Origin of the sequence: Enterobacter sp. 22452 (assembly GCF_052045065.1) — a bacterium.
GTDB lineage: Bacteria > Pseudomonadota > Gammaproteobacteria > Enterobacterales > Enterobacteriaceae > Enterobacter > Enterobacter mori.
Genome location: NZ_JBQEOB010000005.1, coordinates 154,276 through 168,186 on the forward strand (window position 1 = coordinate 154,276; position 13,911 = coordinate 168,186).

At 55.3% G+C, this 13,911-nt stretch carries 14 protein-coding genes and 1 other RNA gene; 4 read left to right on the forward strand and 11 right to left on the reverse strand.

The window, feature by feature from the left end:
• The 3 genes from ubiH to ACTJJA_RS15810 are packed head-to-tail and all read right to left on the reverse strand — an operon-like array spanning nt 1 to nt 3,099.
• Nucleotides 1-1,179 carry a 2-octaprenyl-6-methoxyphenyl hydroxylase gene (gene ubiH / locus ACTJJA_RS15800; protein ID WP_440668629.1) on the reverse strand — a complete coding sequence of 393 codons (1,179 nt, stop codon included), beginning with the start codon at nt 1,177-1,179 and terminating at the stop codon, nt 1-3.
• The gene (gene pepP / locus ACTJJA_RS15805) at nt 1,176-2,489 is read right to left on the reverse strand and encodes a Xaa-Pro aminopeptidase (RefSeq protein WP_029485191.1); all 1,314 of its coding nucleotides are present in this window, start codon (nt 2,487-2,489) and stop codon (nt 1,176-1,178) included. Before pepP ends, ubiH begins: the two co-directional genes overlap by 4 nt.
• Nucleotides 2,490-2,520: 31 nt before the next feature.
• Nucleotides 2,521-3,099, reverse strand: a complete 579-nt coding sequence (locus ACTJJA_RS15810; protein ID WP_125914856.1) for a YecA/YgfB family protein — start codon at nt 3,097-3,099, stop codon at nt 2,521-2,523.
• 166 nt (nt 3,100-3,265) lie between these two features.
• On the opposite strand from ACTJJA_RS15810, the gene zapA reads away from it, so the two are divergent.
• The 3 genes from zapA (at nt 3,266) to ACTJJA_RS15825 (ending at nt 4,441) form a co-directional block, all read left to right on the forward strand.
• Nucleotides 3,266-3,595, forward strand: a complete 330-nt coding sequence (gene zapA / locus ACTJJA_RS15815) for a cell division protein ZapA (protein ID WP_014071673.1) — start codon at nt 3,266-3,268, stop codon at nt 3,593-3,595.
• Nucleotides 3,596-3,636: 41 nt separating this feature from the next.
• A non-coding RNA gene (gene ssrS, locus ACTJJA_RS15820) (6S RNA) lies at nt 3,637-3,820 on the forward strand.
• A gap of 24 nt (nt 3,821-3,844) precedes the next feature.
• Nucleotides 3,845-4,441, forward strand: a complete 597-nt coding sequence (locus ACTJJA_RS15825; RefSeq protein ID WP_440668630.1) for a 5-formyltetrahydrofolate cyclo-ligase — start codon at nt 3,845-3,847, stop codon at nt 4,439-4,441.
• A 95-nt stretch (nt 4,442-4,536) separates the two neighbouring features.
• Here ACTJJA_RS15825 and serA read toward each other — a convergent pair whose 3' ends face one another.
• Both serA and rpiA read right to left on the reverse strand, forming a co-directional pair.
• A complete protein-coding gene (gene serA / locus ACTJJA_RS15830; RefSeq protein WP_089600009.1) occupies nt 4,537-5,769 on the reverse strand; it encodes a phosphoglycerate dehydrogenase in 1,233 nt (410 codons plus the stop codon).
• Nucleotides 5,770-6,035: 266 nt separating this feature from the next.
• Nucleotides 6,036-6,695, reverse strand: coding sequence for a ribose-5-phosphate isomerase RpiA (rpiA, locus tag ACTJJA_RS15835; RefSeq protein ID WP_010435366.1), 660 nt, complete (start codon nt 6,693-6,695; stop codon nt 6,036-6,038).
• A gap of 126 nt (nt 6,696-6,821) precedes the next feature.
• Here rpiA and argP point away from each other — a divergent pair, with 126 nt between their 5' ends.
• Nucleotides 6,822-7,715: a DNA-binding transcriptional regulator ArgP gene (gene argP / locus ACTJJA_RS15840; protein ID WP_006178395.1), complete on the forward strand. Its 894-nt coding sequence runs from the start codon at nt 6,822-6,824 to the stop codon at nt 7,713-7,715.
• A 48-nt stretch (nt 7,716-7,763) separates the two neighbouring features.
• Here argP and ACTJJA_RS15845 read toward each other — a convergent pair whose 3' ends face one another.
• The 6 genes from ACTJJA_RS15845 to epd all read right to left on the reverse strand — a co-directional run bounded on the left by ACTJJA_RS15845 (nt 7,764) and on the right by epd (nt 13,824).
• The gene (locus tag ACTJJA_RS15845; RefSeq protein ID WP_440668631.1) at nt 7,764-8,504 is read right to left on the reverse strand and encodes an oxidative stress defense protein; all 741 of its coding nucleotides are present in this window, start codon (nt 8,502-8,504) and stop codon (nt 7,764-7,766) included.
• 93 nt (nt 8,505-8,597) lie between these two features.
• On the reverse strand, nt 8,598-9,233 hold the full coding sequence (argO, locus tag ACTJJA_RS15850) for an arginine exporter ArgO (protein WP_003860085.1): 636 nt from the start codon (nt 9,231-9,233) through the stop codon (nt 8,598-8,600).
• A gap of 145 nt (nt 9,234-9,378) precedes the next feature.
• On the reverse strand, nt 9,379-10,233 hold the full coding sequence (locus ACTJJA_RS15855) for a small-conductance mechanosensitive channel MscS (protein ID WP_010435377.1): 855 nt from the start codon (nt 10,231-10,233) through the stop codon (nt 9,379-9,381).
• Between the two features lie 186 nt (nt 10,234-10,419).
• A complete protein-coding gene (gene fbaA / locus ACTJJA_RS15860) occupies nt 10,420-11,499 on the reverse strand; it encodes a class II fructose-bisphosphate aldolase (protein WP_010435379.1) in 1,080 nt (359 codons plus the stop codon).
• A gap of 92 nt (nt 11,500-11,591) precedes the next feature.
• The gene (gene pgk / locus ACTJJA_RS15865) at nt 11,592-12,755 is read right to left on the reverse strand and encodes a phosphoglycerate kinase (protein WP_010435381.1); all 1,164 of its coding nucleotides are present in this window, start codon (nt 12,753-12,755) and stop codon (nt 11,592-11,594) included.
• Nucleotides 12,756-12,804: 49 nt separating this feature from the next.
• Nucleotides 12,805-13,824 (reverse strand): erythrose-4-phosphate dehydrogenase, encoded by a 1,020-nt coding sequence (epd, locus tag ACTJJA_RS15870; RefSeq protein ID WP_420984318.1) that lies wholly within the window; start codon nt 13,822-13,824, stop codon nt 12,805-12,807.
• Nucleotides 13,825-13,911: the final 87 nt, after the last annotated feature.

Consider the following 13,911-nt stretch of genomic DNA (forward strand, 5'->3'; position numbering starts at 1 on the left):
TTAACGCGCGACCCAACCCAGGGTCCGCTGCGCCAGCACGTCACGTGCCGGAATGAACAGTTCCATCGCCATCAGCCCGAGGTTGCGACCCGCAACCAACGGCGCCCAGCGATTGGCAAACAGATGTACTAAACCATCGGTAACGCCGATTGTCGCCTCTTTATCGGCCTGGCGTCGCTTCTGGTAATGGCTAAGCACCGAATAAGCGCCACAATCTTTTTGCTCACCCCATGCCAGCGCCAGCGATTCCGCCAGGCTCATGACATCACGCAGCCCAAGGTTAAATCCTTGTCCGGCAATCGGATGTAATGTCTGCGCGGCGTTGCCGACCAGCACCACGCGGTGAGAAACAGACTGCGATGCGGTGGTTAACGACAGCGGATAGACCGCACGTTTCCCCGCATGGGTAATACGCCCGAGTCGCCAGCCAAAGGCTTTCTGCAGCTCGGTACAAAAACGTTCGTCGGACCAGGCCCGAACCTCTTCAGTTTTATCCTGCGGATGACACCAGACAAGCGAACAGCGCCCGTCCGACATCGGCAGCATCGCCAGCGGGCCGTGCTGCGTGAAGCGCTCAAACGCCCGGCCGTTGTGTTCTGCTGCGGTCGCGACGTTCGCAATAACCGCGACCTGCCCGTAAGGCTGCTGCCGCCACTCTACGCCGCACTGCGTGCCGAGCGCCGAACGCGAGCCGTCCGCCGCCACCAGAAGCTGACCGTCGATAACGGTGCCATTATCGAGCGCTACGCTCACCGCGTCTTCGCTGCGGCTAAAACTGGCGACGCGCGCCGGACAATGTAGCGTGACGCCAGGCGCATCCTGTAACAGACGGAACAGACGCAGGCCAACGTCGTGGAGTTCAATAACCTGACCCAGCGCGTCGATACGGTAATCATGGGCATCCAGCGTCACAAATCCGGCATGACCGCGATCGCTCACGTGCACGGTGTTAATTGCCGTGGCGCAATCGGCGATCGCCTGCCAGATGCCAATGCGGGATAGCTGCTGGCAGGTACCCTGCGCCAGGGCAATGGCGCGAGAATCAAAACCCGGATGATTCTTTGCCTGCGGCGCGACGGCTTCAACCAGATGTACCGGGAGCTGGCCCTTCGTCAAATGCGAAATGGCTAACGCCAGCGTGGCGCCGGTCATCCCGCCGCCCACGATGATCACGCTCATGCGCGTGCCGCTGCCATCAGCGCCTCAATATCATCGGCGTTCTTCACGACGGTTGCGGTCAGGTTTTCATTGCCGTTTTCGGTGATCACGATGTCATCTTCGATGCGAATGCCGATCCCGCGGTATTGTTCCGGCACGTCAGCATCCGGCGCGATGTACAGCCCGGGCTCAACGGTTAACACCATGCCCGGCTCCAACACGCGTGAACGTTCAGGACCGTATGCGCCCACGTCATGAACATCCAGACCCAGCCAGTGGCTCAGACCGTGCATAAAGTACGGACGGTGGGCATTCTCGGTAATCAGCGTGTCGACGTCGCCCTTCAGAATGCCGAGTTTCACCAGACCCGTAATCATGATCCGCACCACTTCACCGGTGACATCCTGAATGGAGGTTCCCGGACGATATAACCTGAGCGCCGTTTCCAGGGATTCGAGCACGATGTCGTAAATTTCGCGCTGAGCAGGCGAGAATTTACCGTTCACCGGGAAGGTTCGGGTGATGTCGCCTGCGTAGCCCAGATACTCACACCCGGCGTCAATCAGCACCAGATCGCCGTCGCGCAGCGCGCTTTCGTTCTCGGTGTAGTGCAGAATGCAGCCGTTTTCCCCGCCGCCAACGATGGTGTTGTAGGACGGGAAGCGCGCGCCGTGGCGGTTAAATTCGTGGTGAATTTCGCCCTCAAGCTGGTATTCGAACATGCCGGGACGGCACTTTTCCATGGCGCGAGTGTGGGCCAGGGCGCTGATTTCGCCCGCGCGGCGCAGTACGTTGAGCTCTTCCTCAGACTTAAACAGACGCATCTCATGCACGACCGGGCGCCAGTCTGTGAGCGTGGCGGGGGCAGACAGGTTCTGGCGCGAACCTTTACGCAGTTTATCCAGCGCGGTGAAGACAATCTCATCCGCATACGCATATTCGCCCTGGGCGTGATACAGCACGTCCAGGCCGTTGAGCAACTGGTAAAGCTGCTGGTTGATTTCGCTAAAGGCCAGCGCGCGGTCAACGCCCAGCTTCGCCGGGGCGGCCTCTTGCCCTAAGCGGCGGCCAAACCATATTTCGGCCGTCAGATCGCGCACGCGGTTGAAAATCACGCTGTGGTTGTGGGTGTCATTGCTCTTGATCAGCACCAGTACCGCTTCCGGCTCGTTAAACCCGGTGAAGTACCAAAAATCGCTGTTCTGGCGATAGGGGTATTCGCTGTCGGCACTGCGCGTCACTTCGGGCGCGGCAAAAATCAGGGCAGCGCTTCCCGGCTGCATGCTGGCTAACAGCGCCTGACGACGGCGCAAATACTCTTGATTCGAGATAACCATGACACCCTCCTGTGCGTTATTTTTCTTAATGTAAGGTTGGCTTGCGGACTTCCGGCGCGGTCGGCTGTGAACGCGTAAAGGTGTCGTGGCACAGCAGCGCCGCCACGCGCACGTATTCGATGATCTCTTCGAGGGACATTTCCAGCTCTTCCTGGTCTTCGTCCTCATCGTAGCCGAGCTGTGCAATATTACGCAGATCGTCGATCGCTTCACCCGCTTCGCCGGTCACTTTATCGAGCTTCGGCTGAGACACGCCCAGGCCCAGCAGATAATGGTTTACCCAACCCGCGAGCGCATCCGCGCGATCGAAGACGCTGACGTCGTCCCCATCAGGCAGATAAAGCTGAAAAAGGAAGCCATCGTCTTCCAGCGAATCGCTGGTCGTTGCGTGCATTTTACGCAGCGCTTCTGCCAGTTCGTGACCAAACGCCAGCCCTTCGTTCGTGAGGTCGTGGATCAGCGGCTGCCAGGAGCTGTCGCTGTTTCCGCCGCACAGCATGCCACTGATCAGACCGTGCATTTCGGCAGGGGTTAAACCCACTCCCTGCTGGTTCAGTAACTGGTTTAAATCCTTGTAACCAGGCATTTCGTTCTGTATAGACATGCGCATTCGTCATCATTGGGGGATATTCATGATATGCTACCACTTTGGACCCTGGTGATACCAGAAAAGGGCTTGTATCTTCACATCAGGGTAGCTATAGTGTCGCCCCTTCGCAGCCCCCGGGGCAGTAAGCGAAGGCAGCGCAGTCAATCAGCAGGAAGGTGGCATGTCTGCACAACCCGTCGATCTCCAGATTTTTGGCCGTTCACTGCGAGTGAATTGTCCACCTGAACAAAGGGATGCTTTGAATCAGGCTGCGGACGATTTGAATCAGCGGTTGCAAGATCTAAAAGAACGCACTAGAGTCACAAATACTGAGCAGCTGGTTTTCATCGCCGCGTTGAACATCAGCTATGAACTGACTCAGGAAAAAGCGAAGACCCGCGATTACGCGGCAAGCATGGAGCAACGCATTAAAATGCTCCAGCAGACCATAGAACAGGCATTGCTTGATCAAGGTCGCACTCCCGAAAGACCGGGACCAAAGTTTGAATAACACTTCTCAGTTGACTATGGTAGAGTAACTGTGAAGACAAAATTTCTCTGAGATGTTCGCAAGCGGGCCAGTCCCCTGAGCCGATATTTCATACCACAAGAATGTGGCGCTCCATGGTTGGTGAGCATGCTCGGTCCGTCCGAGAAGCCTTAAAACTATGACGACACATTCACCTTGAACCAAGGGTTCAAGGGTTACAGCCTGCGGCGGCATCTCGGAGATTCCCTCTCTTTTCTTCTACCGACTACCATGACTCAATTCCCTGAAGTTTCTGCTTCACGCCAGGACATCCGTCAGTTAATTCGTCAGCGCCGCCGTGCGTTAACCTCCGATCAGCAAGCGCATTTTGCCCAGCAGGCCGCCGCCCGTATGATGGCGTATCCCCCTGTCGTGATGGCGCACACCGTTGCGCTGTTTCTGTCATTTGACGGAGAGCTGGATACCCAGCCGCTGATAGAACAGCTCTGGCGCGCCGGGAAAAAGGTGTATCTGCCGGTGCTGCATCCGTTCAGCGAAGGCAATCTGCTGTTCCTGCACTACCACCCGCACAGCGAGCTGGTGGTGAACCGTCTGAAAATCACCGAGCCGAAACTCGACGTCCGCGACGTGCTGCCGCTCTCTGAGCTGGACGTACTGATCGCGCCGCTGGTGGCGTTTGATGAACAGGGCCAGCGTTTAGGGATGGGCGGCGGTTTTTATGACAGGACGCTGCAAAACTGGCAGCAGTACGGGCTACAGCCGGTGGGCTATGCGCATGATTGTCAGGGCGTGGAGGCGTTGCCGGTGGAGAAATGGGATGTGCCGTTGCCGGCGGTGGTGACGCCCAGTAAAACCTGGACCTGGTAGAATAAAGCCGGGTGGCGCTTACGCTTACCCGGCCTACAAAACCTCAACGTAGGTCGGGTAAGGCGCAGCCGCCACCCGACACCACAGACCGCACATTAGTAAAGCAGACGCGCGCGAATCGTCCCCGGAATCGCCTTCATGCTCTGCAGCGCTTTCTCGGCCACATCGTCATCCGCTTCGATATCAATAACCACATAGCCCATCTGCGAGTTGGTCTGCAGATACTGCGCGGCAATGTTAACGCCCTGCTCGGCAAAGATCTGGTTGATGGCGGTCAGCACGCCTGGACGGTTTTCGTGGATGTGCAGCAGACGACGACCGCCGTGCAGCGGCAGAGACACTTCCGGGAAATTCACGGCAGAGAGCGTAGAACCGTTGTCGGAGTATTTGCTCAGCTTACCTGCTACTTCCAGACCGATATTCTCCTGCGCTTCCTGAGTCGAACCGCCGATGTGTGGCGTCAGGATAACGTTGTCGAACTCGCACAGCGGAGAGGTGAACGGATCGCTGTTGGTGGCGGGCTCCGTCGGGAACACGTCGATGGCCGCGCCCGCCAGATGCTTACGCTTCAGCGCATCCGCCAGTGCCGGGATATCAACAACCGTGCCGCGCGCGGCGTTGATCAGCAGTGAGCCAGGCTTCATCAGCGCCAGCTCTTCCGCGCCCATCATGTTCTTGGTTGACGCGTTTTCCGGTACGTGCAGACTCACCACGTCGCTCATGTTCAACAGGTCAGACAGGTGTTGAACCTGGGTCGCATTGCCCAGCGGCAGCTTGCTTTCGATATCGTAGAAGAACACGTGCATACCCAGGGATTCCGCCAGAATACCGAGCTGCGTACCAATGTGGCCGTAGCCGATAATCCCCAGCTTTTTACCACGCGCTTCGAAAGAGCCAGACGCCAGTTTGTTCCACACGCCGCGGTGCGCCTTGGCGTTCGCTTCAGGAATGCCGCGCAGCAGCAGCAGCAGTTCGCCAATCACCAGCTCCGCCACGGAACGGGTGTTGGAGAACGGGGCGTTAAACACGGGAATACCGCGTTTGGCGGCAGCATTCAGGTCAACCTGGTTGGTACCGATGCAGAAGCAGCCGATAGCCACCAGCTTTTCCGCCGCAGCAATAACGTCTTCAGTCAGGTGAGTACGGGATCGCAGGCCAATGAAGTGGGCATCACGGATGGACGCTTTCAGCTCTTCGGTATCGAGCGCGCCTTTGTGAAATTCGATGTTGGTGTAACCTGCCGCACGAAGGCTATCGATTGCTTTTTGATGCACGCCCTCGACCAGCAGGAATTTAATCTTGTCTTTCTCCAGTGATACCTTTGCCATTTACCCGACCCTGTTTTTGTCTGAACTGATGTTGTGCTGGATATGAATCCGCTGTAGCCAACATATCAAAAAAAACTATTGCAGCAATATGAACGTTTGCGTCGGCACTCTGAAGAAAAGTCATCCAGGGCAAAATGTCAGAGGAAAATGCTATGGAAATTTACAAACGTGGCAGGATCGGCAAAAGAGGTTCAAAAACGTGATACAAGTCACCGAATTTAGCTTTTCAAAAATTTTTTAGCGGGGGGAGGACTCCCCCCGTCAGATCATTTTACGATAGTTTTCACGCCGTCAGCGGTGCCGATCAGCGCCACATCCGCGCCACGGTTGGCAAATAACCCTACGGTCACTACGCCTGGGATAGCGTTGATGGCATTTTCCAGTGCGACTGCGTCGAGGATTTCCAGGCCGTGAACGTCGAGGATCACGTTACCGTTATCGGTGACTACGCCCTGACGATATTCCGGACGACCGCCCAGTTTCACCAGTTGACGGGCAACCGCGCTACGCGCCATCGGGATCACTTCGACCGGCAGCGGGAAGTTTCCCAGGATGTCGACCTGCTTGGAGGCGTCCGCGATACAGATGAACTTGTCCGCTACAGAAGCGATGATCTTTTCACGCGTCAGCGCCGCGCCGCCGCCCTTGATCATCTGCATATGGCCGTTGATCTCATCCGCGCCATCAACGTAAATGCCCAGACGATCCACTTCGTTGAGATCGAAAACGGTAATGCCGAGGCTTTTTAGCTTTTCCGTGGAAGCATCGGAGCTGGAAACCGCGCCCTCGATCTGCCCCTTCATCGTGCCCAGGGCATCGATAAAGTGTGCCGCCGTTGACCCCGTACCAACACCGACAATGGTACCCGGCTGTACGTACTGGAGAGCGGCCCATCCTACTGCTTTTTTCAGTTCATCCTGCGTCATGATCGTTTGCCTGTGGTGTGAAAACTCAGGGCGCATTATAGAACACGTCGGATGGATTTCGTCTGCCACGAAGGGAAAATTGTGTCATAGTGCAGATTAAGCAAAATTAAGGAGTAAGCCAGAGCAATGAAACGTCCGGACTACAGAACACTACAGGCACTTGATGCGGTTATTCGTGAACGCGGTTTTGAGCGCGCGGCGCAGAAGTTGTGCATCACCCAGTCCGCCGTATCACAGCGTATCAAACAGCTTGAAAACATGTTCGGGCAACCCCTGCTGGTGCGTACCGTTCCGCCGCGTCCAACGGAGCAAGGGCAAAAGCTCCTCGCCCTGCTGCGTCAGGTTGAACTGCTGGAAGATGAGTGGCTGGGTGATGAACAAACGGGTTCCACGCCGCTGCTGCTGTCGCTGGCGGTGAACGCCGACAGTTTGGCAACCTGGCTGCTGCCTGCCCTTGCGCCAGTCCTGGCCGACTCCCCTATTCGACTGAATTTACAGGTAGAAGATGAAACCCGTACACAGGAGCGCCTGCGTCGTGGTGAAGTGGTTGGCGCGGTCAGTATCCAGCCTCAGGCATTGCCAAGCTGTCTTGTCGATCAGCTAGGTGCGCTGGATTACCTGTTTGTTGGCTCAAAAGCCTTTGCCGAGCGCTACTTCCCGAATGGCGTCACCCGCGCCGCGCTGTTGAAAGCCCCTGCCGTGGCGTTTGACCATCTGGATGATATGCACCAGGCGTTCCTGCAGCAAAACTTCGACCTCCCGCCGGGCAGCGTGCCGTGCCATATCGTGAACTCGTCTGAAGCCTTTGTGCAGCTTGCACGTCAGGGCACCACCTGCTGCATGATCCCGCACCTGCAGATTGAGAGAGAGTTGAAAAGCGGTGAGCTGATTGACCTGACGCCGGGGCTGTATCAGCGCCGGATGCTTTACTGGCACCGCTTTGCGCCGGAAAGCCGTATGATGCGCAACGTCACCGACGCGCTGCTGGCGTTCGGGCATAAGGTGTTGAGGCAGGACTAATCGCTTGAATTCCCTCTCCCTGTGGGAGAGGGTTAGGATGAGGGCAAATTACTGCGCCTTAGCCGGCTCAGTTTGCTGAGTTTGAGTTGGCTCCAGCTGGAACACGACATCCACCTGATCGTCGAACTGAATGGTTGGCTGCTCATAGGTTTCCTGAGCAGAAACCGGGGCTGCATCAGCCTTCATCATGCGTACCATCGGGCTTGGCTGGTAGTTAGAGACGTGGTAACGCACGCTGTAAACTGGGCCGAGCTTGCTCTTAAAGCCAGAAGCCAGCTGCTCCGCCTGATGGATTGCATCATCAATCGCGGCTTTACGCGCTTCGTCTTTGTATTTCTCCGGTTGCGCAACGCCCAGCGAGACGGAACGAATTTCATTCAGCCCCGCTTTTAACGCGCCATCAAGCAGCGAGTTCAGCTTATCAAGCTGACGCACGGTCACTTCAACGGTACGTACGGCACGGTAGCCTTTGAGAATGCTTTTCCCGTTCTGGTAGTCGTAATCCGGTTGGGTACGCAGGTTAGCGGAACTAATATCTTTTTTACCTACACCATTCTGCTCGAGGAAAGAGAGATATTGCGCAACACGATCGTCAGCCTGCTTTTTAGCGGAGGCGGCATCTTTCGCGGCCACGTTCACTTCAATTGCCAGGGTTGCAACATCCGGTACCGCGTCCACGCTTGCGGTGCCTGAAGTGACGATGTGCGGGCCATTTGGCAATTCATTTGCCTGCACCGACACCGCACCTAAACTCACTAATGCCGCCAGGGCCATCACTTTAAACTTCACTGTCATTCCTCCATGTTGCGAAGAGTGCCCCAACATCAGGGCGCATGCCAGCAAGCTTAGCGGGTCTTGTTCAGATGTCCATAAGACAAACGCTTAGTTGAACAATCCCTGAACATGATGAATGCCCTCTTTTGCCAGCTGGAAAGCAATAAACCACATCACCAGACCGACCAGCGTATTGATGATGCGCTGAGCTTTAGCGGTACGCAAACGCGGGGCCAACCATGCCGCCAGAATGGCGAGGCCGAAGAACCAGAGGAAGGAGGCGCTGACCGTACCGAGCGCAAACCAGCGCTTCGGCTCAACGTCCAGTTGTCCACCCAGGCTACCCAACACCACGAAAGTATCCAGATAAACATGTGGATTGAGCCAGGTCACCGCCAGCATGGTGACGATAATTTTCCAGCGGCCCTGCTTCATCACTTCGGCGCTCGCCAGCTCAAGGTTGCTGCTCATCGCCGTTTTCAGCGCACCGAATCCGTACCACAGCAGGAACGCCACGCCGCCCCAGGTCACCAGCGCCAGCAGCCATGGAGACTGCATCAATAGCGCGCTGCCACCAAAAATCCCGGCGCAGATCAGCAGCAAGTCACTGACAGCACACAGCAACGCGATCATCAGATGATACTGGCGGCGGATGCCCTGGTTCATCACGAACGCATTTTGGGGACCGAGAGGAAGGATCATGGCCGCACCTAGTGCAAGGCCTTGAAAGTAATAGGATAACATGACGTAAATCTCGCAGAATTGTCTTTGGAGCAGACTATACTGTGAGAATAACATTAGAGGAAATTGATAATATTAATTGGGTATTAGCATGGCTAATAAAATAAAAGCCCGGTGGCGCTAGCGCTTACCGGGCCTACGGGAGACGTTATTCGGCTTCTTTTACTTTTTTGACGTTTACGTCCATCTGCGGGTACGGGAAGCTGATGCCGTTGGCGTCAAACTCGCGCTTAATGCGCTCCAGCACGTCCCAGTAGACGTTTTGCAGATCGCTGCTTTTGCTCCAGATACGCACCACGAAGTTAATGGATGACGCGCCCAGTTCGTTGAGGCGAACCGTCTGCTCTTTGTCTTTCAGAATGCGATCGTCTGAAGCAATGATATTGCTAATCAGCGATTTGACCTGATCGATGTCGGAGTCATAGGCCACGCTGATAATCAGCTCATTACGGCGTACCGGTTCACGGGAGAAGTTAATGATGTTGCCCGCGATGATTTTCCCGTTCGGTACCACCACGATGCGGCCATCGACGGTACGCAGGGTGGTTGAGAAAATCTGCACCTGCAGTACGGTTCCGGCAATGCCGCCAAGGTCAACGTATTCACCCGAGCGGAACGGACGGAAGGTGACCAGCAGAACGCCTGCCGCCAGGTTTGAAAGTGAGCCCTGCAGTGCCAGACCAATAGCCAGACCAGCCGCACCGAGCACGGCGATGACGGATGCCGTCTGCACGCCTACGCGACCCAGCGCCGCAATAAGCGTAAAGGCGATGATGCCATAACGCACCAGTGCGGAGAGGAAATCAGCCACCGTGGCGTCAATGTGACGGGCCAGCATCACGCGGTTGACCGCGTTCGATACGATACGCGCCACGATCATCCCGACGATGATGATGGCAATCGCCGCGACGATGTTCACGGCATAGCTCAGCAGCAGTGCCTGGTTGCGCACCAGCCAGTTACCGGCGTGATTGATGCTGTCTACAACATCGAGTTGTTCCATTTATTCTTCCTTTTGTTAAACCAAAACACAAAATCCATCCCCCATGGAGACAGGCAGGTCAGTAAAGGGTAAACAAAAAGCGCAAATATTGCCAAACAGATCACAAAAGCAGATGTTGCAGCATGTTGAAAATGCGAAAAAAAAGGCCCGCATGTGCGGGCCTTCTGATGCTGTTAGCAGCTCAAATTACAGAACGTCGATTGCGTTCAGTTCTTTGAATGCCTGCTCCAGACGGGTCACCATGGACGTCTGTGCAGCGCGCAGCCATACGCGTGGATCGTAGTATTTCTTGTTCGGCTGGTCTTCGCCTTTCGGGTTGCCCAGCTGACCCTGCAGGTAAGCTTCGTTGGTTTTGTAGTACTGCAGGATACCGTCCCATGTTGCCCACTGGGTGTCGGTATCGATGTTCATTTTCACTACGCCGTAGCTTACGGAGTCTTTGATTTCCTGAGCAGAAGAACCGGAACCGCCGTGGAAGACGAAGTTCAGGCTGTTGTGCGGCAGGTTGTGTTTCTTGGAAACGTATTCCTGAGAATCACGCAGGATGGTTGGGGTCAGAACCACGTTACCTGGTTTGTAAACGCCGTGCACGTTACCGAAGGACGCTGCAATGGTGAAGCGTGGGCTGATTTTGCTCAGCTCGGTGTAAGCGTAATCAACGTCTTCTGGCTGGGTGTAAAGTGCAGAAGCGTCCATGTGGCTGTTGTCCACGCCGTCTTCTTCACCACCGGTGCAACCCAGTTCGATTTCCAGGGTCATGTCCATTTTGGACATACGCGCCAGGTATTTGGAGCAGATTTCGATGTTTTCGTGCAGTGACTCTTCAGACAGGTCGATCATGTGAGAAGAGAACAGTGGCTTACCGGTTGCCGCGAAGTGTTTTTCACCCGCGTCCAGCAGACCGTCGATCCACGGCAGCAGTTTCTTCGCGCAGTGGTCAGTGTGCAGGATAACCGGAACACCGTAGTGTTCAGCCATCTGGTGTACGTGGTGCGCACCAGAGATAGCACCCAGGATTGCAGCGCCCTGAGGAACGTCAGTTTTCACGCCTTTACCTGCGATGAACGCAGCGCCACCGTTAGAGAACTGAACGATAACTGGAGCTTTAACTTTGGCTGCAGTTTCCAGTACGGCGTTGATGGAGTCGGTACCCACGCAGTTAACTGCTGGCAGAGCGAAGTTGTTTTCTTTAGCTACCTGGAACACTTTCTGTACGTCATCACCAGTGATAACGCCAGGTTTTACGAAATCAAAAATTTTAGACATGTTGCTTAGTCCTGTATCTTCGGCCGTTAGAAAAGGTGCGTGCTCTTATAAGCGCGCTGAAAATTGGGCAGGTTTCCCTGCCCTTGAATGGCTTACTTCTTAGCGCGCTCTTCGAGCATTGCTACTGCTGGCAGTACTTTGCCTTCCACGAATTCGAGGAATGCGCCGCCACCAGTGGAGATGTAGGAGATCTTGTCAGCGATACCGAACAGGTCGATTGCTGCCAGGGTGTCACCACCGCCTGCGATAGAGAACGCTTCGCTGTCTGCGATTGCGTTAGCAACGATCTCAGTACCTTTGCGGAAGTTCGGGAATTCGAACACGCCAACAGGACCGTTCCACAGGATAGTTTTTGCGTTTTTCAGGATTTCAGCCAGTTTCTGTGCAGAAACGTCGCCCAGATCCAGAATCTGCTCTTCATCTTTGATGTCATTTACAGATTTCAGGGTCGCGGTTGCGGTTTCGGAGAACTCGGTCGCTACGCGAACGTCAGTTGGAACCGGGATGTCACAGGTGGTCAGCAGGCGTTTGGCTTCGTCAACCAGGTCTGCTTCGTACAGGGATTTACCCACGTTGTGGCCCTGAGCGGCAACGAAGGTGTTCGCGATACCACCGCCAACGATCAGCTGGTCAGCGATTTTAGACAGGGAATCCAGAACGGTCAGTTTGGTAGAAACTTTAGAACCACCAACGATAGCCACCATTGGACGAGCCGGTTCTTTCAGTGCTTTACCCAGCGCTTCCAGTTCGTCAGCCAGCAGAGGACCGGCACAGGCTACGTCTGCGAATTTACCGATACCGTGGGTTGACGCCTGCGCGCGGTGAGCCGTACCGAAGGCATCCATTACAAATACGTCGCACAGTGCAGCGTATTTTTTAGACAGTGCTTCGTCGTCTTTCTTTTCGCCTTTGTTGAAGCGAACGTTTTCCAGAACAACCAGTTCACCGGCAGCCACTTCAACGCCGTCCAGGTAATCTTTCACCAGGCGAACCGGGCTGGACAGTTTGTCTTTCAGGTAATTAACAACTGGCAGCAGAGAGAACTCTTCGTTGTACTCGCCTTCAGTTGGACGACCCAGGTGGGAAGTGACCATCACTTTAGCGCCCTGCTTCAGAGCCAGTTCGATGGTTGGCAGAGATGCACGGATACGCGCGTCGCTGGTCACTTTGCCATCTTTAACCGGTACGTTCAGATCGGCACGGATGAAAACGCGTTTACCAGCCAGATCCAGATCGGTCATCTTAATTACAGACATGGTGAATCCTCTCGTTGATTCTTAAAGTTTTGCAGACGCACGATGCGTCTTACCTGAAACCTTGAGCGGCCATTGCTAACGTGGTGTCGAGCATTCGGTTAGCAAAGCCCCATTCGTTATCACACCAGACCAGCGTCTTGATAAGGTGTGCCCCACTGACGCGCGTTTGTGTGCCATCGACGATAGCGCTGTGCGGGTCGTGGTTAAAATCTACTGAGACCAACGGTAATTCCGTATAGTCAACTATACCATGAAATGCACCCTGTGCCGCTTTTTGCAGCAACAGGTTGACTTCACAGGCTTTTACCGGTTTTTTCACCGTCACACTGAGGTCGATTGCGGTCACGTTAATCGTCGGAACGCGCACGGCAATCGCTTCGAAACGGTCGTTAAACTGCGGGAAAATTCGGGTGATCCCTGCCGCCAGTTTCGTATCCACCGGGATGATTGACTGACTCGCTGCGCGAGTGCGTCGTAAATCCGGATGGTAGGCGTCGATAACCTGCTGATCGTGCATGGCGGAGTGAATCGTGGTCACGGTGCCGGATTCAATGCCATACGCATCGTCTAACAGTTTGATGACCGGAATAATGCAGTTGGTGGTACAGGAGGCGTTGGAAACAATGCGGTGTTCGGCCTGCAGCTCATGCTGGTTAACGCCAAACACGACGGTCGCGTCGAGGTCGTTACTGCCGGGGTGAGAAAACAGGACTTTTTTTGCGCCTGCGGCCAGATGTGCTTCGCCATGTTCGCGGCTGCCGTAAACGCCGGTACAGTCAAGCACGATATCCACACCCAGTTCACGCCACGGTAGCCCGGCGATGCTGCTCTCATGCAGTACGCGGATGGCATCGTCGCCGACAAACAGCTGCTCTCTTTCCTGGCGAACATCCCAGGCAAAGCGTCCGTGGCTGGTGTCATATTTCAACAAATGCGCCATGCCCGCAGCATCCGCCAGTTCGTTGATTGCTACCACGGTTATTTCCGCACGACGCCCGGATTCATATAAAGCACGAACCACGTTGCGCCCGATGCGACCGAAGCCATTAATCGCTACGCGTACGGTCATAGATCTCCTGCAAAGCTATCCCTGGGTTTGAGGTGGCTGAAAGAGTAATCCAGCGACGCCCGAAGGGGAATCCTTGCTGTCACAAAC